Annotated in this window: 17 protein-coding genes; 9 read left to right on the forward strand and 8 right to left on the reverse strand. The window is 69.5% G+C overall.

Features of this window, described 5'->3' with window-relative positions; translation table 11 throughout:
* The coding region (locus K0817_RS15165; protein ID WP_219978935.1) for a DUF222 domain-containing protein at nt 1-1,031 on the reverse strand (1,031 nt) is incomplete at its 3' end.
* Nucleotides 1,032-1,144: 113 nt separating this feature from the next.
* Here K0817_RS15165 and K0817_RS15170 point away from each other — a divergent pair.
* From K0817_RS15170 to K0817_RS15180, 3 genes are read left to right on the forward strand one after another with little or no spacing between them, the layout of a single operon-like run.
* The gene (locus K0817_RS15170; RefSeq protein ID WP_219982469.1) at nt 1,145-1,486 is read left to right on the forward strand and encodes a helix-turn-helix transcriptional regulator; all 342 of its coding nucleotides are present in this window, start codon (nt 1,145-1,147) and stop codon (nt 1,484-1,486) included.
* Nucleotides 1,483-2,130, forward strand: a complete 648-nt coding sequence (locus tag K0817_RS15175; RefSeq protein WP_219982470.1) for a dihydrofolate reductase family protein — start codon at nt 1,483-1,485, stop codon at nt 2,128-2,130. The genes K0817_RS15170 and K0817_RS15175 overlap by 4 nt, the downstream gene beginning before the upstream one ends.
* A gap of 9 nt (nt 2,131-2,139) precedes the next feature.
* Complete coding sequence (locus K0817_RS15180) at nt 2,140-2,610, forward strand: SRPBCC domain-containing protein (RefSeq protein ID WP_219982471.1); 471 nt, start codon at nt 2,140-2,142, stop codon at nt 2,608-2,610.
* Nucleotides 2,611-2,624: 14 nt separating this feature from the next.
* Here the strand turns inward: K0817_RS15180 and K0817_RS15185 are convergent, their stop codons facing one another.
* From K0817_RS15185 to K0817_RS15195, 3 genes are read right to left on the reverse strand one after another with little or no spacing between them, the layout of a single operon-like run.
* The gene (locus K0817_RS15185) at nt 2,625-3,446 is read right to left on the reverse strand and encodes an ABC transporter ATP-binding protein (RefSeq protein ID WP_219982472.1); all 822 of its coding nucleotides are present in this window, start codon (nt 3,444-3,446) and stop codon (nt 2,625-2,627) included.
* The gene (locus K0817_RS15190; protein ID WP_253735426.1) at nt 3,443-4,522 is read right to left on the reverse strand and encodes an iron chelate uptake ABC transporter family permease subunit; all 1,080 of its coding nucleotides are present in this window, start codon (nt 4,520-4,522) and stop codon (nt 3,443-3,445) included. The genes K0817_RS15185 and K0817_RS15190 overlap by 4 nt, the downstream gene beginning before the upstream one ends.
* Nucleotides 4,519-5,532: an iron ABC transporter permease gene (locus K0817_RS15195; RefSeq protein WP_253735427.1), complete on the reverse strand. Its 1,014-nt coding sequence runs from the start codon at nt 5,530-5,532 to the stop codon at nt 4,519-4,521. Before K0817_RS15195 ends, K0817_RS15190 begins: the two co-directional genes overlap by 4 nt.
* Before the next feature lie 109 nt (nt 5,533-5,641).
* On the opposite strand from K0817_RS15195, the gene K0817_RS15200 reads away from it, so the two are divergent.
* Nucleotides 5,642-6,637, forward strand: a complete 996-nt coding sequence (locus K0817_RS15200; protein ID WP_219982473.1) for an ABC transporter substrate-binding protein — start codon at nt 5,642-5,644, stop codon at nt 6,635-6,637.
* A gap of 61 nt (nt 6,638-6,698) precedes the next feature.
* On the opposite strand, the gene K0817_RS15205 is transcribed toward K0817_RS15200, so the two are convergent.
* The 3 genes from K0817_RS15205 to K0817_RS15215 all read right to left on the reverse strand — a co-directional run bounded on the left by K0817_RS15205 (nt 6,699) and on the right by K0817_RS15215 (nt 10,301).
* Complete coding sequence (locus K0817_RS15205; RefSeq protein WP_219982474.1) at nt 6,699-7,136, reverse strand: VOC family protein; 438 nt, start codon at nt 7,134-7,136, stop codon at nt 6,699-6,701.
* A 63-nt stretch (nt 7,137-7,199) separates the two neighbouring features.
* On the reverse strand, nt 7,200-8,711 hold the full coding sequence (locus tag K0817_RS15210; protein ID WP_219982475.1) for an aldehyde dehydrogenase family protein: 1,512 nt from the start codon (nt 8,709-8,711) through the stop codon (nt 7,200-7,202).
* 39 nt (nt 8,712-8,750) lie between these two features.
* Nucleotides 8,751-10,301 (reverse strand): FAD-dependent oxidoreductase, encoded by a 1,551-nt coding sequence (locus K0817_RS15215; RefSeq protein ID WP_253735428.1) that lies wholly within the window; start codon nt 10,299-10,301, stop codon nt 8,751-8,753.
* 215 nt (nt 10,302-10,516) lie between these two features.
* Between K0817_RS15215 and K0817_RS15220 the strand changes: the two genes are divergently transcribed.
* The 5 genes from K0817_RS15220 (at nt 10,517) to K0817_RS15240 (ending at nt 19,037) form a co-directional block, all read left to right on the forward strand.
* Entirely contained in the window at nt 10,517-11,518 is a 1,002-nt protein-coding gene (locus K0817_RS15220; RefSeq protein WP_219982477.1) for a carbohydrate ABC transporter permease, read from the forward strand.
* Complete coding sequence (locus K0817_RS15225) at nt 11,518-12,468, forward strand: carbohydrate ABC transporter permease (RefSeq protein WP_219982478.1); 951 nt, start codon at nt 11,518-11,520, stop codon at nt 12,466-12,468. The genes K0817_RS15220 and K0817_RS15225 overlap by 1 nt, the downstream gene beginning before the upstream one ends.
* A 180-nt stretch (nt 12,469-12,648) precedes the next feature.
* Nucleotides 12,649-14,013: an ABC transporter substrate-binding protein gene (locus tag K0817_RS15230; RefSeq protein ID WP_219982480.1), complete on the forward strand. Its 1,365-nt coding sequence runs from the start codon at nt 12,649-12,651 to the stop codon at nt 14,011-14,013.
* Between the two features lie 124 nt (nt 14,014-14,137).
* Entirely contained in the window at nt 14,138-16,633 is a 2,496-nt protein-coding gene (locus tag K0817_RS15235) for a hypothetical protein (protein ID WP_219982481.1), read from the forward strand.
* A 160-nt stretch (nt 16,634-16,793) separates the two neighbouring features.
* Complete coding sequence (locus K0817_RS15240) at nt 16,794-19,037, forward strand: AAA family ATPase (protein ID WP_219982482.1); 2,244 nt, start codon at nt 16,794-16,796, stop codon at nt 19,035-19,037.
* Between the two features lie 25 nt (nt 19,038-19,062).
* Here the strand turns inward: K0817_RS15240 and K0817_RS15245 are convergent, their stop codons facing one another.
* The gene (locus tag K0817_RS15245; RefSeq protein ID WP_219982483.1) at nt 19,063-19,383 is read right to left on the reverse strand and encodes a carboxymuconolactone decarboxylase family protein; all 321 of its coding nucleotides are present in this window, start codon (nt 19,381-19,383) and stop codon (nt 19,063-19,065) included.
* Nucleotides 19,384-19,483: the final 100 nt, after the last annotated feature.

Below are 19,483 nucleotides of genomic sequence, written 5' to 3' on the forward strand. Positions count from 1 at the left end.
CGGAGTGCGGCGGGGGGTTCGTACCGGTCGCGGCCGACGGAGAGGACCATCCCGGTCTCGGGGTGGGTGAGCACCCGCATCCATCTCCCGTCCCCACCGCACAACTCCCGCGCCCGGGGCAACGGGATGGGGCCGATGCCTTCCACCACCGGCGGATCACAACTCTCCGCCACCTCATCCTCCAGCAGGGCCAGCGCGGGGACGGTGACGACCACGGTGGCACGGATCCCGTGCGCCGCGGCGGGGATGGTGTCGGTGGTGCCGTCGATGAGCAGGTCACAGACCACATCGGCGCGCACCTGATCCAACGCGCGAGTGTCCTCAGCGTCGCGGTCGTGCTGGTCGCGGTCGTTCCGGCGGCCGGTGATGGTCTTGGCGATCGCGGTCACCCGACCGTGGATGGCCTGCACCTCCACCAGCGGCGCATACACGCACAGGGTGCCCATCCCGTCCCGCCCGGGCTCGACCCAGACCCGCCGCTCCCGCACCGCGTCCCGATGCCGCTCCTCCAAAGTGCGGGCTTGCACCGTGTCGATCAAAGTGCGCAGCGCCCGCCGGAACGATCCCACCGGCTCCGCCTCCGCCAACCCCACCGCCTTCTCAACGACCTGGCCGCGTAGCTCCGTCGGGACCTCGTCGATGAGATCGACGAACACCTCGGCATGCTTCTCCGTGATCCGCCCCGCCGACAACGACGCCAACACCCCCGGATACCGGCCCGTCAACGCCTCCGCGAGCACCAGGAGCCTGCCGGCGGTGTACTCGGTGACCCGCATCGCCGCCGCCAACTCCAACCGGATCGACCGCTCCACGATCTCCAACACCCCGACACCACGCCCCACCGCCTCAGCGAGCATTTCCCGCCGCATCGCATCGATCCGCACCAAGCGTTCCGCGGCGAACACCGACATCATCGTCGCCGTCTCCGTCACCAGATCCACCGCATCCGGCACCGGCATCCACTCCGCAGCATCCGGAACACCCTCCCAACCCCACAGGTCCGAAGGATCGATCTCGGAAGCATCCGCCATACCCCAACAGTAGTAATTACCTACGACACTCGCTGAGGGGCGATCGGGGGCCGTTCGACTCGTCGATTCGGTGGGACTTGACCTGAACCCGCACGTCGGCAATAGTTAGGCATATGCCTAACTATCATGCCGAGCTGGACGCGGTGCTGCGCGCACTCGCGGATCCCACTCGGCGGGCGGTCGTGGAGCGATTGGCGAAGTCCCCCGCCGTCGTATCCGACCTGCTGGCGCCGTTTTCGATGACGCTGCCCTCGCTGCTTCAGCACCTGCGGATCCTCGAGGACGCGAAAGTGATCACCTCGAACAAGCAGGGACGCGTCCGAACCGTGAGCTTGCGCCCTGGCGGGCTGGACGTCCTGCATCTCTGGCTCGGCTTGCAACGAACCCCCGCGGAGCGCCAGGCGGACCGCCTCGGCATCCACCTGGCCCGCACAACCTCTGAGGAGCTGAAATGACCCGTGTCCGCGTCGACCTGTTCTCGTCGCTCGACGGCTACACCACGGCCGCCGACCCGGCAGCCGCCAATCCCATGGGTGAGGACTGGGGTCCTCTGACGGCGGCCTACGCGGCGACCCGCACCTTCCGGGAGAAGGTCCTCGGCGACACGAGCGGCAAGGGGACGACCGGTATCGACGATGCGTACGCCACCGCGGCCTTCACGGGCGTGGGCGCCGAGATCATCGGCGCCGCGATGTTCGGCCTCCACACCTACCCCGACGACCCGGAGTGGAAGGGGTGGTGGGGCGATCGGCCGCCGTTCGGCTTTCCGGTCTTCGTGCTGACCCACTCCGCACCCCGGCCATCGATCCCGATGGAGGGTGGGACGACCTTCCACTTCCGCAGTGGCGCGATCGAGGACGTGCTGGCCGAGGCGGTCGCCGCCGCCGGCGGACTCGACGTGCGGGTCGGGGGCGGGGTGCGCACCGCACACGAGTTCCTGCGCGCGGGACTGGTCGACGAGCTGCACCTCATGATCGCGCCGATCGTGCTGGCCCGCGGCAACCGCGTGTGGGATGACTTTCGTGGCCTGGAGAAGACACACGCCGTGAAGACTGAAGTCGCCGAGAGCGGCACGATTCACGTGACCTTCAGCAGATAGGACGAACCGATGACGATCGAGCGCCGACTCGCGCACTCCGGCTTCACTCTCACCCGGGACTATCCCGCGCCCCTCGAGCGGGTCTGGCGCGCGTTCGCCGAGGCGGACCAGAAGCGGAACTGGCTCGGCGACGACGACACCTTCGAGCCCCGGGAGTGGGCGTTCGACTTCCGCGTCGGCGGGCGCGACATCGACGAGGCGAAGTTCCACGGTGGCCCGGTGACCCGGTACGAAGCGGTCTACACCGACATCGTCGAGCACGTTCGCATCGTCACGACGTACGACATGTGGCTCGACGGCATCCACATGTCCACCTCGGTGGCGTCGTTCGAGTTCGAGCAGGTTTCCGACGGCACCCGGCTCACGCACGTGGAGCACGGAGTCTTCTTCGACCAGTTCTGGGCCGACGGCGCAGGCCGCGAGGAAGGCACGCGAGGACTGCTCGAAACCCTCGGACGCCACCTCGCGCAGCAGGCGTGACGTCGCGCCCGGCCTCAGACCTCGCCGGGCCCGCGATCGGGCGTGAGCTGACCGGCCAGCCCCAACGGCATGACGTGCGGCCGGCCCTGCACCGGCTCGCGGACGATCGCCGCGTGCAGGCCGAACACATCGGCGAGCAGCTCCGCTGTCACGACCTCGTCGGGGGTCCCCGACGCGACGATCGCACCGTCCTTCATCGCGACCATCTGCGAGGCGTACCGGGCCGCGAGTGAGATGTCATGAAGGACCATGAGCACCGTGCGTCCGTGGTGCCGGTTCAGGTCGCGCACGAGCTCGAGCACCTCGACCTGATGAGCGAGGTCGAGGTAGGTCGTCGGTTCGTCCAGCAGCACGATCTCGGTCTGCTGCGCGAGCGACATCGACAGCCACGCGCGCTGCCGCTGCCCGCCCGAGAGCTCGTCGATCGGCATGTCGGCGAGGTGGTCTACGCCCGTCGCCGCCATGGACTCGCGCACGACCGACTCGTCGGCACGCGCGAACTGCTCGTACCAGCGCTGGTGTGGATGCCGCCCGCGCGCGACGAGCTCGGCGACGGTGAGTCCCGCGGGTGCCTCGGGGCTCTGCGGCAGCAGCGCGATCTGCTGCGCGACCTGCCGGGTCGGGATGCCGCGCAACGACACCCCGTCGAGCAGCACGTCGCCCTCGGCGGGCGCCATCACGCGGCCGAGCGCTCGCAGCAGCGTCGACTTGCCGCATCCGTTCGGTCCGATGATCGCGGTGACCTGACCGTCGGGCACCTCGAAGTCCAGCCCTGAGACCACGGGCCGGCCGTCGTACGAGAGCGTGAGCGAGCGCGCGCACAGGCGTGAGGTCATGACGTTCTCCGTTGCGTGGTGATCAGCAGCCAGACCAGGTAGGGCACCCCGATGATGGCCGTCCCGACGCCCGCGGGGAGCGGGAGGGGGAACAGGCGAGCGGTGAGCACGTCGGCCAGCAGCACCATGAGTGCGCCGACGAGGGCGGATGCTGCGAGCGGCGGTGTCGCGGACCGCACGAGCATGCGCGCGATCTGCGGCGCCGCGAGCGCGACGAACACGAGCGGCCCGGCGATGACGGTCGCGAGGGATGCCAGCAGCACAGCCGCCACGAGAGCCAGGCCGCGCGACCGGTTGACCCGTGCGCCGAGCGCGATCGCCGTGGGCTCTCCGAAGGCGGTGAGCGAGAGCGGCCGGGCGAGGAACCCGGTCGCCCCCATGAGTACGAGCGCCGCGATGGAGAGCGGCCCGACGAGCGTCCACTCCTCGGCGTTCAGCGAGCCCGACATCCAGGTGAGCGCCTGCGCGGCGTTCGTGACGTCGCCGAGGGTGAGCAGCCACGTCACCAGGCTCGTGGCCAGCCACGAGACGCCGAGGCCGACCAGCACGATGCGATAGCCGTCGACCGATCCGCGATACGCGAGGAGGAACACCGCGAGCCCGGCGAGCAGGCCGCCCAGGAACGCGGCTGCCGGCATCCCGATGAGCGCTGCGGCTCCCGAGAGCCCGCCTGCGCCACCGCCCGCGAGCACCAGCACGCCGACCGCGCCGAGCGAGGCGCCCGCCGTCACCCCGAGGATGTCGGGGCTCGCCAGCGGGTTGCGGGCGATGGTCTGCGTGATCGCGCCGGCGACCGCGAGCGCCGACCCCGACACGACCGCGGCGACCGTGCGCGGCATCCGGAACTCCATCACCGCGAGTTCGGTCCGCGGGTCGGGCGGAGCACCGAACAGGGTGCTCAGCACGGCCAAGAAGTCGATCGAGCTGCCGCCGAGCGACACGTGCAGCGCACAGGCGAGTAGCGTCGCCACGAGCAGGATCGCGACCACGACCAGCGCGCGCGGTCGCCACAGCACCGATACCGGACCCCAACGGATGACCGGAAGCAACGGGCGACGCGAATCCGTGGTGGTCACAGGGAAACCACCCGGCCACGGCGCGCCAGTGCGATGAAGAACGGTGCGCCGGCAACGGCGAGCACGACGGAGACCGAGAGCTCACCCGGCTGGGCGATGACGCGCCCGATCGTGTCGGCGACGAGCAGCACCGCGCTGCCGATCAGAGCGGACGCGGGAAGCTGCCACCGGTAATCGGCGCCGACCAGCGCTCGAGCGATGTGCGGCACGATCAATCCGGCGAAGGCGATCGGTCCGGCGAGCATGACCGCCGCGCCCGCCAAGAGGGTGATGGCGGCGATTCCGAGGATGCGCGCCCGACGCAGCGAGACGCCGAGGGATGCCGCGGCCTGCGGTCCGAGCGCCAGCGCATTGAGTGCCGGCCCGTTCGCCAGCGCCAGCACCGCGCCGACGACCACGAACGGCCACATGTACGCCAGCGCCCCGTTGCGCGTCGCGAGCGACCCCACCTGCCAGAAGCGCAGAGCGTCGAGCGCGTCGAGGTTCATCAAAACGGTGGCGGTCACGAGCGCCCCGAACAGCGCCGACACCGCCACACCAGCCAGGACGAGCGTGATGGGTGTCGCGCCCCCGCGCGCGCTCGCCGCGATCGCGAACACCAGCGCGGACGCGCCGAGCGCTCCGATGAAGGAGAAGAGCGCCTGCACCGGACCCGAGGGGTCGCCGGTCGCCGCGACGAGGACGATCGCCAGTGCCGCGCCCTGGAAGATGCCGAGCAGTCCGGGGTCGGCGATCGGATTGCGGGTATGGCCCTGCACGAGAGTGCCGGCAAGACCCAGGCACGCGCCGACCACGATTCCGAGCACGGTGCGGGGCACACGCAGGCCGGTGATGGCCACGTCGGCGTCGGTCCCCGTGGGTGCGAAGAGCGCGGTGAACACCTGGACGGGCGACGTCGCCATGCCGCCGACGCACACGCTGATCACCGCTGCCACGACGATCGCAGCGACTGCGCCGGCGAGCACGACCGGGCGGCTCGGGCGCCGCCGCGGTGGGGAGATGGGGATCACGGGCGCGTTTCGTCGTCTGCTAGATTCGAGGGCGCGAAGTTAGGTAAGCCTTAGCTTCCTGCGCGCGACATCCCATCCTAACCGTGACGAGAAAGAACCCGCCAACTTCATGTCCTCACTCCGTTCCACCCTGTCGGTGATCGCCGCCGGCGCGCTCGTGCTCGGCTTGGCCGCATGTCAGTCCTCGACTGCCGAATCGCCCGCGCCCGAGGCCTCCTCCGACAGTGGATTCCCGCTCACGATCGAGCACGCGATGGGAGAGACGACCATCCCCGAGCGACCGATCCGGGTCGTGGCCCTCGATCCGAGCTACGTCGACGCGACCCTGCTGCTGGGCGCCGAGCTGGTCGGATACGCCGAGTACCGGCAGGACCCGGAGAACCCGTTCGCGCCGTACCTCGGCGACGTGAGCGACGCGACGGCCGACGCGGTGAACGTCGGTACCATCGCCGAGCCCGATCTGGAGAAGATCCTCGAGCTGGAGCCCGACCTGATCATCTCGGCGAAGGTGCGGCAGGAGGCGCTCTACCCGCAGCTGTCGAAGATCGCGCCGACGGTCTTCTCAGTGAGCACCGGTCCGACGTGGAAGGAGAACGTCGTGCTGCTCGGCACGGCGCTCGGACTCGAGGACGAAGCCGTCGCCGCCGTGACGGAGTACGAGGACCGCGCCGCGGCCGTGGGCGAGGAGATCCTTGCGCAGGATCCCGAGACCACGTACTCGCTGGTGCGCTTCGCCGGCGAGGACACCGCCCGGCTCTACTCGAGCGACTCGTTCATCGGCGAGATCATGGCCGACATGGGACTGCCTCGGCCGGCGGATGCCCCCGACACCACAGAGTCCATCTTCGTGCCGCTGTCGGCCGAGAACATCCTGCAGGCCGACGCGTCGATCATCCTCGTCAGCTCGTGGGAGCCGGACGGTGCCGAAGGCGACGCGTCACGCGCGCAGCGTGATCAGTTCGAGTCGAACCCGCTGTGGGAGCGCTTGACGGGCGAAGTCGTCACGGTCGATGACGGCACGTTCGTCGCATCCGTGTCGATCCAGGGCGCACACGCGGTCATCACCGAACTGGCCGAGCAGTTCGGGGTCGACCCGCTCGACTGACCCGCCCGCCGGCGCGAGTCGGGCCCCGCGCTCGCTGCAGCGCGGGGCCCGCCGCGTGAGGCTAGTCCTTCTGAAGCGCCTGCGCGAACATCACCAGGATGCCGCTCGGACCGCGGAGGTACGTGAGCTTGTACACGTCCTCGTAGGTGGCGACGCCGCGGAGCGGGTAGCAGCCGTGCCGCGCGGCGATCGCCAGCGCCTCGTCGATGTCGTCAACCGAGAAGGCCACGCGATGCATCCCGATCTCGTTGGGGCGAGTGGGCTCCGTCTCGATCGCCTCGGGATGGATGTACTCGAAGAACTCGAGCTGGCCCTGACCGTCCGGCGTCTGCAGCACCGCGATTTTGGCGTGATTGCCGTCGAGCCCGACGGCGGTGTCGGCCCAGTCCCCGCGGATGGTGTCACGACCGAGGAGGGTGAGGCCGAGGTCGGTGAAGAACGCGATCGCCTCCTCGATGTCGCGAACCGCGATGCCGACATTCTCGAGCTTGATGGCCATGGCTTGCATGGTACTGAGCCCGCCCTCTCGAGCAACCCCGGGGGAGGTGATACCGCGCCGGTCTCAGCGGTGCTGGTCTGCGCTCTCGTGGTGGGCGAATGTCTGACGCGTGGTCAGGTCGGCGCCGGTGAGGATGCCCCCGCGGCCCAGCAGGCGGCCGTTCTGCCAGTTCGACAGGCCGAGCTCGGGCTGGTGCAGCGCGTATTGACCGTCAGCCCAGCGGGTGAATCCGTCGCCGACGAACGGCGCGTTCACACTCTCGCGGAAGCGCGCGTGCGCGGCGGGATCCTCCGAGATGAGCGTCGCGACGAACTGGGGGCTGTGCGCGTTGAACAAGCGCACCGCCTGATCCACGTCGTCGACCACCACGAGGCTGAGCTCAGGCGTCTCCTCCCACTCCCACTCCGTGCCCAGCTCTTCGATCCCGATGAGTGTGGCGCGCGGCTCGGCGACGGTGCCCTCGGCACGTCGCACCTCGATGGTGCGAGTCAGGTCGTCGGCGGGGAGCCACGACTCGCTCCCACGGGCGACATGAACGCGTGCGACACCGCCCCGGGCGGCAGCCGCCTCGTCGGCCGCCGCCAGCAGCAGCGGCACCAGTTCGTCTGCGCGATCGCGCACGATGGCGGCCACGTTGAGCGTGTTGCACACCTTGCGGTCGAGCGAGTTGCGCACGACGCCGGCGAAGCGCACGGGGTCGGCGGTGCTGTCGGCGACGAGCCAGGCCCCACCCGTGCCGTGCGAGCTGACCGGGATGCCGCTCTGCCGCGCGACGCTGCTGAGCTCGGTGACGGCCGTGCCCGACCCACGGACGACGGCGAGGGCCAGGCGCGCGTCGCTGAAGAGCGCCCAGCCGGCCGAGCGCTCGCGGACGGGAATGAGGCGGACCGCGCCGTCCGGCAGGCCCGATCGCTCGAGCGCCGGACGCAGCGCGTGGTCCTGGATCGCCCGGGCCGTGGCCAGCGCGTCCCCGCCGATGCGCAGGACCGCCGTGTTGCCGGTCGCGAGCACACCCGCGGCGTCGGCGAAGACATTGGGACGACCCTCGAACACGAACGCGATGACGCCCAACGGCGCGGCCACCGTCTCGACGACCCAGTCATCGTGCTCGACGCGGGAGACCACGTCGGCGGCGGGAGCGTTCTGAACGTGGGCGGCCCAGCCGCGCAGACCCTCGATCATGTCCTCCCGCATACGGTCCGAGACGCGCAGGCGCGTGGTCGAGCGGCCGAGCGATTCCGCCCGCGCCACGTCGGCCGCGTTCGCCCCCGAGATCTGCGACCAGACGCCGTCGTCGGCCAGCGCGTCGGCGAAGGCGACGTAGAACGCGTGCACCGGATCGGTGCCGGCGGTCCTCAGCCGCTCGAACGCGGCCACCGCGGCATCGACCTGCTCGCGGACGGCCTCGCGCACCGCCGCGGGCACATGGAGCAGCGCACCCGTCGTCTGCACGATGTGCAGGTGATCGCCGGGCTGGAACACCTCGGCGAGCTCAGCGGGGACCGTCGTGAAGCGGTCGCCGCCGAAGGGGATGACGGCACCCTCCTGCAGATGGGTGAGATCGCCCGAAGCCATTGCGGCCCCCTTCCGAACCGGGGTCTGAGACGTCGCCCATCATATGGCGACGCCGAGCACCGCCCCGCCGTCGCGCAGCCGTCGCTGCAACACCTCGACATCGACCTCGTGCACTGCGCCCCCCGTTCGAGCCGCGAGGGCCGCGGCCACTCCGGCCGCGTGACCGAGCATCTGATACTGCGGTTCCATGCGGATCGAAGAGAACGCGACGTGGGATGCCGCGACGCACACCGCGACGACGAGGTTCGAGCATTCCTCGCGCCGCGGAACCAGCGCCGAGTACCCTATGCCGTAGATCGGCACCGGCACCGAGAGGTAGCCCTCGCTGACCACCATCGCGATCGGGTCGGGATGCTCGTGCACCCAGCGCCAAGCCCGCTGAACCTCCCGGATGTCGAGGTGGTACGACCCGAGCGCCACGACGTCGGGCGGAACGGCCCCCGACCGCAGATCGTGCTCCGTGAGGACGGCATCCGTCACCATCCGGCGCGCTTCACGCACGTACAGCTGGTGCGGCAGGTGCCCGGTGTCGGCGAACTCGTCGGCGGGCAGTCCCCATTCCCGCATGCCCCTGCGCACGCTCGCCGGCACGCCGGGGTCGTTGGCGAGGAACCACAGGAAGTCCTCGGCGTGGTGAAGGTGGTGCAGCCGGAGCTGTTCGCGGCGCTCGGGAGCGGCATCCGGGTACTCCCAGGCACTTCCGTCCAGCACGCTGAGCGAGAACGGTCCGAGTGAGTTGCCGTCGGCCTTGCCGCCCGGCAGATTCGGCTCGAGTCCGAGATACCGCCCCGCGGGGTGCACGTCGCCGCGCCGCTCGGCGTCGGCGAAGATGCGGCGGCCCAATTCCCAGTGCGCGTCGTCGTAGCCCTCACGCCGGCGGAACGGGATGCGGTCGGCCGCGCGCGACAGGCACACGCGGTAGCCGAACGACATCACGCCGCCGTCGCCCTCGCCGACCTCGGCCATGGGTTCCGGCTTGATCTGCTGCAGCAGCGGTCCAGACTCCAGCCCTGACGGGTCGTCGCGGAACGGCGAGATCCACGCGGGCATCGAATGGCGTCCCGGCACGACCTCGCGCCGCCCGGCGAACTCTTCGCCGTACAGAGCCCGTGATTCGCGCCCGACGGCGTACGAGACCCCGGATGCCGCGAGCAGATCCCCTTCGTAGCTCGCATCGACGAACACCCCGGCCTCGATGACCGAACCGTCCCGAAGGGTCAGCCGCGTGATCCGCCCATCCCGCACATCGACGTTCGCGAGCGCGGCGTCGACCACGAGCGTGACGCCGGCCTCGTCGAGCCAGCGCAGGAAGATCTGCTCCGCCACGTGGGGCTCGGGTCCGGCGTACGCCCCCACCGCCACCCCGTAGTGGTCGGCGACGGCGGCGCGGAACTCGGCGGCCATCCCGCCGAGCGCGCGCACGTCGCCCACGTCGGTGTAGCCGAGGCCGCCGCTGGTCATACCGCCGACGTGGTGGCCGGGCTCGACGAGCACGACGCGGGCACCGGTTCGTGCGGCGGCGACCGCCGCGCACACGCCGGCCGAGGTCGCCGCGTATATCGCGACGTCCGCCGTGATCACGAGAGCCACCCCGTGAGAAGCACAGTGCCGCCGGGATGCGCAACCCCCGTGGCTGCAGCGGCGTGCGTACCTAGCATCAGCGCGTGGTCGGGCGGGCGCGGTTGCGGCGAGCGGAGGTCCCGCCGTATAGTCACTGGCATGTGGTAACGATGCCACATCTCGAGGTGGAGAAGTGAGATGACGAAAAGGACCGGCTGGCGGCCCGCGCTGAGCGAGGCGCCGAGATGAGCCTCACGTCGCAGCCCGACGCCTACGTCGAGGCACTCGAAGAACGCGCCGAGAAGGGCAGCCGCGGCCGCAAGAAGAAGGACCGCGCGCCGAAGGTCAAGACGCACTACAACAAGCGCGAGGCCATCGCGGGCTATCTCTTCATCTCGCCCTGGATCATCGGGTTCCTCGTCTTCACGGCGGGCGCGATGGCCTACAGCCTGTACATCTCGTTCAGCAACTACAACCTCGCGACGAACACCGCGCGGCCTGTCGGCATCGACAACTACGCGCGGCTCTTCGACGATCCGCGGGTGGGCGTCTCTCTGGCCAACACGCTGTTCTACGTCGTGATGGCCGTGCCGCTCGAGATCATCTTCGCGCTCGTCCTCGCGATGCTCCTCAACCGCGCCTCGCGCGGTGCCGGCTTCTGGCGGACCCTGTACTACTTGCCCAAGATGACTCCTGCCGTGGCCACCGCCGCCGTGTTCTTCCTGTTGCTCAATGGCAACACCGGCGCCATCAATCAGTTCCTGCGGCTCTTCGGCATCCAGGGCCCGCAATGGCTCGTCGATCCCGACTGGGTGAAGCCCAGCATCGTGATCATGACGCTGTGGACCGTCGCCGGCACCATGGTGATCTTCCTGGCGGCGCTCAAGAACGTGCCTCAGGAGTTGTACGAAGTGGCCTCGCTGGACGGCGCGGGGCCGATCCGCAAGTTCTTCTCGATCACGATGCCGATGATCTCGGGCGCGATGTTCTTCAACGTCATCGTGCTCTCGATCGCGGCGTTCCAGGTCTTCGACCAGGCCTTCCTGCTCTTCTGGCGAGATCAGAGCAACGCGTCGCCAGAAGCATCCCTCTTCTATGCGATCTATCTGTTCCAGCAGGCGTTCCGTCAGTTCAACTTCGGCTTCGCCGCCGCGATGGCGTGGCTGCTGTTCGTCATCATCATGATCATCACGGTCATCCAGGTGAAGTTCGGCAACCGCTTCGTCTACTACGAGGGAGACCGCTGATGTCGGCGTCGCTGCAGACCCCGGGTGTGACCCGGGCCACCCCCGAGGCCGCGACCGTCGCCCTCACCGTCCCGAAGCGGTCGCGCTGGCGTCGTCACTTCGCCCGGCCCAAGACGCTGCTGGGCAACATCATCCTGACGATCGTCCTGATCGGCTTCGGGATGCTGTTCCTCTACCCCTTCGTGTGGCTGCTGGCGGCGAGCTTCAAGCCCCGCGGCGAGGTCTTCGACAACTCGCTGATCCCCAAGACCTGGGTGCCCGAGAACTACGTCGAGGTATGGAACCAGCTGCCCCTCCTCAGCTGGATGTGGAACAGTGTCGCGATCGCACTGCTGGCGGCCACCGCCGTCGCCGTGTCGAGCTCGATCGTGGCGTTCGGTTTCGCCTACTTCAAGTTCCCCGGCCGCAACCTGCTGTTCGGCCTGGTGCTGGCGACCATGATGCTGCCCGGCGCGGTCACCATGATCCCGATCTACCTGATCTGGAAGGAGACCGGCTTCCTCGGCACGTGGGTGCCGCTGTGGGGCATGAACCTCTTCGGGTCGGCGTTCTACATCTTCTTGCAGCGACAGTTCTTCCTCGGGCTGCCGAAGGAGCTGTTCGAAGCGGCGCGCCTGGACGGCGCGAGCTACTGGGGACTGTTCTGGCGCATTGCGATGCCGCTGTCGATCCCGTCGTTCGTGATCGTGTTCCTCTTCGAGTTCCAAGCGAGCTGGAACAACCTGCAGGCTGCGCTGATCTATCTGAACGCCGGGTCGGTCGACGACTTCACCGCCCCGCTGGGTATCGCGTATGCGATGACCAAATACAGTCCCACCGCAGGTGGCCAAGGCGACTACCAGTACGTGATGGTGGCCTCGCTGATGGTGACGCTGCCGATGCTCATCATCTTCGCCTTCGGTCAGCGGTACTTCATCGAGGGCGTCGCCACGCAGGGGCGGAAGGGATGATCCGGATGCCACGACCGAGCTGGCATCGATTCCACAACGTACACATCACAAACCAATAAACAACAGGGCACATCCGTTGCCCCGCCGTGATGAAATGAGTAGTTTCATGTGGGAAGGTTCCCACATTGGAGCTGACACGCGGTGGTGGTGACGGAGCCGCCCCGATCGAAAGGGAAACAGATGCGCAAGCGCATTATCGGAATCGCCGCCATCGCGGCGTCAGCCGTCGTGCTCGCCGGTTGCGGTGGCGGGGGTGGCGGTGGCGGCACCGGTGGTGACGTCGACTTCACCGCTGAGCCCACGGGCAGCCTGTCGGCGTGGGGCTTCGAAAACGCCGACGACGTCGGCCAGTCGCGACTGGACTATGCCGCCGAGCAGCTGAGCGATGTCGAGGTCGACCTGGATGCCACGGGCTTCGACGCGCAGAAGTTCACCACGCGCATCGCCAGCGGCGACGTGCCCGACGTCGTGCAGATGGACCGCCGGTACGTCACGCAGTACGCGGCACAGGACCTCATCATCCCCCTGGACGCGTGCTTCGAAGCGCAGGGCGTCACCCCGGACGACTACTGGTATCCGTTCGTCGTGGACGACGTGGAGTATGAGGATGCCACCTGGGCGGTGCCGCAGTTCTACCAGCCGCCGGCCATCATCCTGAACAAGCGTGTGATGGATGCCGCGGGCGTGACGAACGCCGAGATCGACACATCGAACCCCGACGCCCTCCTGGGCGCGGTGGAGAAGATGTACCAGGAGTCCGGCGGTGTGCCGGCGGTGCTGGGCTTCGACCCGGTCTCGACCGGGCAGGCGGCACTGTGGATCCTCGGTCAGGGAGGTCAGCTGATCGACGACGAGGGGGCGCCGACGCTCGATGACCCGAGCAACATCGCCGGGATCGAGCTGCTCAAGCAGATCAACGACGCTCAGGGAGGCTACGCGGCGGTCAAGAGCTTCACCGACTCGTTCGACACCTTCGGCGACAGCAACCAGTACGTCACCGACCAGGTCGGCGCGCAGGTGAACGCCCAGTGGTACCCGAACGTGCTCTCGCCCTACGTCGACCAGATCCAGATAGAGGCCGTGCCGTTCATGAACAGCGAGGGCGAGCCGTTCTCGGTGTCGGGTGGGACGGCGTTCGTGATCCCGGCCGGTGCCGAGAACCCGGCCGCAGCATGCGCATGGATGATCGAGCTCACGAGCGAAGGCGCGTGGGATGCGGCAGCCGCGGCACGTGCCGAGACGCGCGCCGAGGACGGCGGCATCAACACCGGTCTGTTCACCGGCTCGCCCGGCCCCGACCAGTCGATCCGCGAGGAGTACGTCGTCGAGACGGGCAACGCCGGCTTCGACCAGACGATCGCCACGTACTACGACGTGCTCGACTACGGACGGTCGTTCGGCTCGTCGCCGGCCGGCCAGGACATCCAGAACGAACTGAACAACGCCGTCACCGCAGCCCTGCTCGGCGACAAGACGCCCGAGGAGGCTCTTGCCGACGCGCAGCAGGCCGCGATGCGCGCGTACGAGAGCGCAACCGCCGGCTGACCGGCGCGCTCGCTCTGAGGCACGGGGGTGGGTCGACTTCGGTCGGCCCGCCCCTTCCTCGCCTCGGGCGACACGACGAACCGAACCACTCCGAACCCCCGAAGCCATAAGGAACGCACTCGCCATGCCCATCCGGCAGATCCTCCTCATCGGCCACACCCACCACGACGTCGGCTACACCAACAGTCCGCGCCTGATCGACCGGATGCACAGCAGCATCGTCGACCGGGTGCTCGAGATCGCCGGCGAGCTGCCGACGACCGGTCCCGACGGCTTCCGCTGGACCTTCGAGGTCGCCCGGCCGGTGCTGGCGTTCCTCAGACGCGCGCGCCCAGAGCAGATCGAGCGCCTCGCCGAGCTCACGCGCAGCGGCGCCCTGTCGGTCACCGGCGGCTACCTCAACATGACGCAGCTGCCGAGTACGTTCGAGTTCGACGCGGCATACGAGCACCTCGCGCAGATCCGGGGAGCGGGCATCGACGTGCGCACGCAGCAGCACGGCGACGTCAACGGCATCGCGTGGGGCGTCGTCGATCAGATGCGCGACGCGGGGCTCAGTCGTCTCGTGATGGCGCTCAACCCCGACCACGGGCGGGCGCCCTTCACTCAACCGAGCGGCTTCTGGTGGGAGGGACCGTCGGGCCGTCGGATCTTCGTGTGGCTGTCGACGCACTACGGCTTCGGTGAGGAGTGGGGCATCGTCGACGGCGATGCCCAGCTCGCCGAGGAGCGCATCTCGCAGTTCGTCGACGAGCTGGAGCACCGTTCCGACTATCCGTGGAGCACTGCCGTCGTCCACGCCGGTAACGACAACCGGTGGCCGACTCCGCTCTTCCTCGATATCGTGCGCCACTGGAACGAGCGGCATCCGGAACGGCCGATGCGCACCGCGACGATCGACGAGGCGCTGGACCAACTCGAGGCCGAGGCCGAGGGGTTCGATCTGCCGACGGTGCGGGGCGAGTGGGCGGACTGGTGGTCGCACGGCCACGGGTCGACGGCGCGCGAAGTCGCGGTGTACCGAGAGGCGCGCACGTTCGCCCGGGCCGCGCAGAGCACACTGTCGCTGGCGGCGCTCGCGGGGTCACGGCACGAAGCCGGGTTCGACGTGCTCGGGTATCGCCGGGGGCCTGTGCGGCTGCGCTCCGATGCCGAGATCGCCGAGACGCTCGAGCACGTCGACGAGCAGCTGCTGCTGTACGGAGAGCACACGTGGGGCAGCTGGGAGACGTACTCCAAGCCGCACTCGACGTTCACCCACTCGCATCACAACGCCAAGTCCGCGTTCGCGTACGACGCATTCGACCACGCGCGAGACCTCGCCATCGAGGGCTGGTTCCGTTACGCGTACGCGCAGGGCGAGGATCAGGATGCCGCCGCCATCGGGGCGACCGACGGCGGGGCGGTCGTCGTGGTCAATCCCACCGAGTCCGCGCGCCGCGAGCTCGTCGACGTCGAGGTCGCCGGCACCCGGCGTGCGCGCGCACTGGCCGACGTCGGCCCGTTCGGCATCATCGCTCTGCCCGTGCCCGTGCCCGTGCCCGAGCCACTGGTGTTCGAGGACGCCACCGGGCCGATCGTCGCGGGGCGGTATCGCGTGAGCGTCGACGCCTCGCGTGGCGGCGTCGTCTCGCTCGTCGACGAGAACGACGGCCGCGAGCTCGTGGACGCCACGGCCGAGGTGCCCCTCGGCGCCGTCGTCGACGAGGTGGTGGAGGCCGGGTCGCAGCATCCCATGATCACGACGTCGCCCAAGCTCTTCCACCCCGACCATCCGGGTCCGCGGTTCGAGCGCGTCGTGGCCCGCGGCACCGCGCCGGTGCGCGTCGCCCGTGGCGGCGGAGTGACCGAGATCCGGTGGGAGACCTCGGCACCCGGCATCCCGAACGTGATCTCGACGCTCGTGATCGCCGATGACTCCGTCGATCGCCCCGCCGACATCGTCCTCGAGGTGCACATCTCGAAGCCCGAGCGGTTCGGGCCCGAGAGTGTGTTCGTGTCGTTCCCGTTCGCGGTCGTCGAGCCGGAGTTCCTGCTCGAGACGGCGGGCGCGGTGTTCGCCGCCGACAGGGAGCAGCTGCCCGACACCAGCAAGGACTGGTACTCGATCCAGCACGCGGTGGGTGTCGCCGGGCGCGACCGGGGGGTGCTGTGGGGATCCTCCGACGCCCCTCTCGTGCAGCTGGGTGGCTACCACACCGGCCAGTGGGCGGCCGAACTCGCCGCGCCGTGTGGCCACGTGCACAGCTGGCTCATGAACAACCTGCACTTCACGAACTTCCCGGCGCGGCAGGAGGTCACGCGTCGATTCCGCTACCGGTTCCGGCCGGTCACGGCGGTCGGCGCCGAAGACGTGCGCCGCTATGGCCGCGATCTGCTCGAGCCGTTGCAGGCGCGCCACTCCGCGACGGTCCCGGTGATGCCGCCCAGCGCTCCCGTGCAGGTCGAGCCCGCTGACGCGGTGCTCGTGGAGCTGCGTCCGGTGGCCGACGGCGTGCGTGCGCGGATGCGCAACATCTCGGCGGAGGCGGTGACGGCGCGCATCACCCACGGCGACGAGACCCGGGCGGTGGAGGTGCCGGCCGCGGGCGTGGCCGACGTCGTCCTCGACCCGCGCTGAGGCGGCGCTGTGTCTGCTGCCGTGGCAGGCGGAGCCCAGCGACGATCGAGGGGACGGATGCCTCGGCTCGCGGTGTCCCGCATCTCCCGGTGGACAGCACGTCGGCCATGCACCGCGGCGCAGATTGTGGGGCGCTGGGCACCACCCCTAGGATCGCGACATGGCGGAGACCCTCCGCGAGTCGGACCGCGGGGAGCCCGGCTTGCAGGCGCTGCTGCTCGGCAGCAAGATCCAGACCCCTCCACGACGCAACGGTTCCGTCAGCAGGCGACAGCTCATCGAGCGCGCACGCACGAGCCCGGCCCGCGTCGTGGCGGTGACCGCGCCTGCCGGCTACGGCAAGTCGACGCTGCTGGCCGAATGGGCCGCCACCGACACGCGGAACGTCGCATGGGTTTCTCTCGACCGCTCCGACGACGACCCGGCATCGTTCCTTTCGGTGATCGCGGCGGCCTCTGTCTCGCTCGCTCCCTCGGTCGACGCGGTCATGGCCGACATGCGCGGGGTCGGCGCATCCGCGCTCGGCCGCTCCGCGCCTCTGCTCGCCGGCGCGCTCGCCGCAGCACCGCAGAGCTTCGTCCTCTTCATCGACGACCTTCACTGGGCCGATTCGCCCGGCTGTCAGGATGCGCTGGAAGTGCTCCTCACGCGGCTGCCCGAAGGGTCGCAGGTCGTCCTCGCAGGTCGTCGCGAGCTGCCGCTCGTCGCACGCCTCCGCGTCGCCGGCGACGCGGAGGAGATCACGGTGGCGGATCTGTCGCTGGATCGGGCCGGCGCCCGGACGATCTTCGACGAGGCCGGCGCCGTGGATGTCGGCGACGCCGACCTCCAGTCCATCGTCGAGCGGTGCGAGGGGTGGCCGACCGGGCTCTTCCTGTGCGCACTGGTCGCACGAAGCGGCGGGGACGCGGCATCGGTCACGGGCGACGATCGGTATCTCGCCGACTATCTCTACCGCGAGTGCGTCATGCGGCTGCCTGAAGACATGCAGGAGTTCCTGCGTCGCGCCGCCGTGCTCGAGCAGCTCTCGGCGCCGTCGTGCAACGCGGTGCTCGGCATCGAGGACTCCCGAGCCCGCCTGCGCGAGATCGAAGCCGCCAACCTCTTCCTCGTCGCCGTCGACCGGCGCCGCAGCTGGTATCGCCTCCACGCGTTGTTCCAGGAGTTCCTCCTCACCGACCTCGAGCGCGCCGAGGGCGCAGCCGCCGTGGCAGAACTGCACCGGCGCGCCGCCGACTGGCACGACGCCAACGATGCCCCTGCGCAGGCCGTGGAGCATCTGCTGCACGCCGGAGAGTTCGAGCGTGCCGCGGACCGGATCGCGGACCTCAGCCTGCCGATGTATCAGATGGGTGAAGTCGGAACGATCACGCGGTGGCTGTCGGCGCTGGGTGACGACCTCGTACTCGCCCACCCGTCACTGCTGGTGATCGTGACGTGGACCGCGGTCCTCCTGGGCGACGTCCCGGCGGGGGAGCGCTGGGCGCGGAGCCTCAACGCCTTCGATATCGGCTCGCTTCCCGAGGAGTATCGGGTGCCGTTCGAATCGGCGCGGGCCATGGTCCGGGCCGCGATGTGCGAACAGGGCCATGCGCAGGTGGTGGCCGACGCCGCGTTCGCCGTCCGCCATGAACCGGTGACGAGCCCGTGGCGCGACCAGGCGCTCCACCTGTGGGGTGAAGCGTGCCTCCTCGTCGACGACACCGCCGCGGCGAAGACGGCGTTCGAAGAGGCGATCGACGTCGCGACCATCATGGGCAACTCCGACACTCTCATCCTGAGTGAGCCCGAACTGGCGCTCCTCGCGATCGAGTCGGGTCAGTGGGCGACCGCCGCAGAGCACGCCGATCGCGGCGTCGCCGTGATCGATGAGAGTCACATGGACGGCTACCCCACCACGACCCTCGCACTCGCCGTCGCGGCCCGGGTGGCCTTCCACGCCGGCGATCGCGAGCGCGGCGGCGGGCTGCTCGCGCGCGCGATGCGATCTCGCGTCGGCTGCACGCATCTCCTTTCGCACCTGTCGATCCGGGCGCGCATCCAGCTCGCCGTGGCGCATGTGGCCGTCGGTGACCGGTCGGCGGCGCGGCATCTCGTTCGAGAGATCGACGATCTGGTGCGCAGGCGTCCGGACGTGGGCGTGGTGACCGCCCAGGTACAGGAGTTGCGCGCGGCCCTCGATGCCGAGCCGGCTGCCGGCGGCTCCGTTCCGCTGACCCCGGCCGAGCTCAGGCTGCTGCCCTACCTGCAGACGCACCTGACGATCGCCGAGATCGGTCAGCGCCTGTTCATCTCCCGCAACACCGTGAGCTCGGAGGTCGGGTCCATCTACCGCAAGCTCGCCGTGACCACCCGCAACGGCGCGGTCGAGCGTGCGAGGGCACTCGGGCTGCTGGGCGAGTGAGCCCGCCGTCGCGAACCTCTCGGCCTCAAGCATCCGGGATCAGGTCGTCGGCATGGCCGAGGGCCGCGGCGATCCGCGGTGCCGCGGCCACCGTGCGCGGCAGCCCGACCAGCTCGACCATGCCGTCGAGCACCGCCACGATCTCGCGCAGTGACACACCCGCCGAAACGGCGTCCTCGACGGCGGACCGCATGGATGCGGCCGGCGCCGCGGCCGCGATGAGCGCCCCGATGCGGACCAGCGCCGCGGTGCGCGGATCGAGCGCGTCGTGCCAGAGGGCCCCGGCATCCGCCGCGAGCTCCGGTGCGTCGACGCAGTAGAGCCGGAGCCGGTCGATGTCGTCCACCGCTGCCTCCTCTTCGACTCTGCTCGCGTGCCGTCCAGTCCACAGCCCCCGGTGTGTGTGCGCACCATGCAGATCGCATGATCCGGCGGCTCGCTTCACG

Source organism: Microbacterium sp. HD4P20 (assembly GCF_019449275.2).
Taxonomy (GTDB): Bacteria; Actinomycetota; Actinomycetes; order Actinomycetales; family Microbacteriaceae; genus Microbacterium.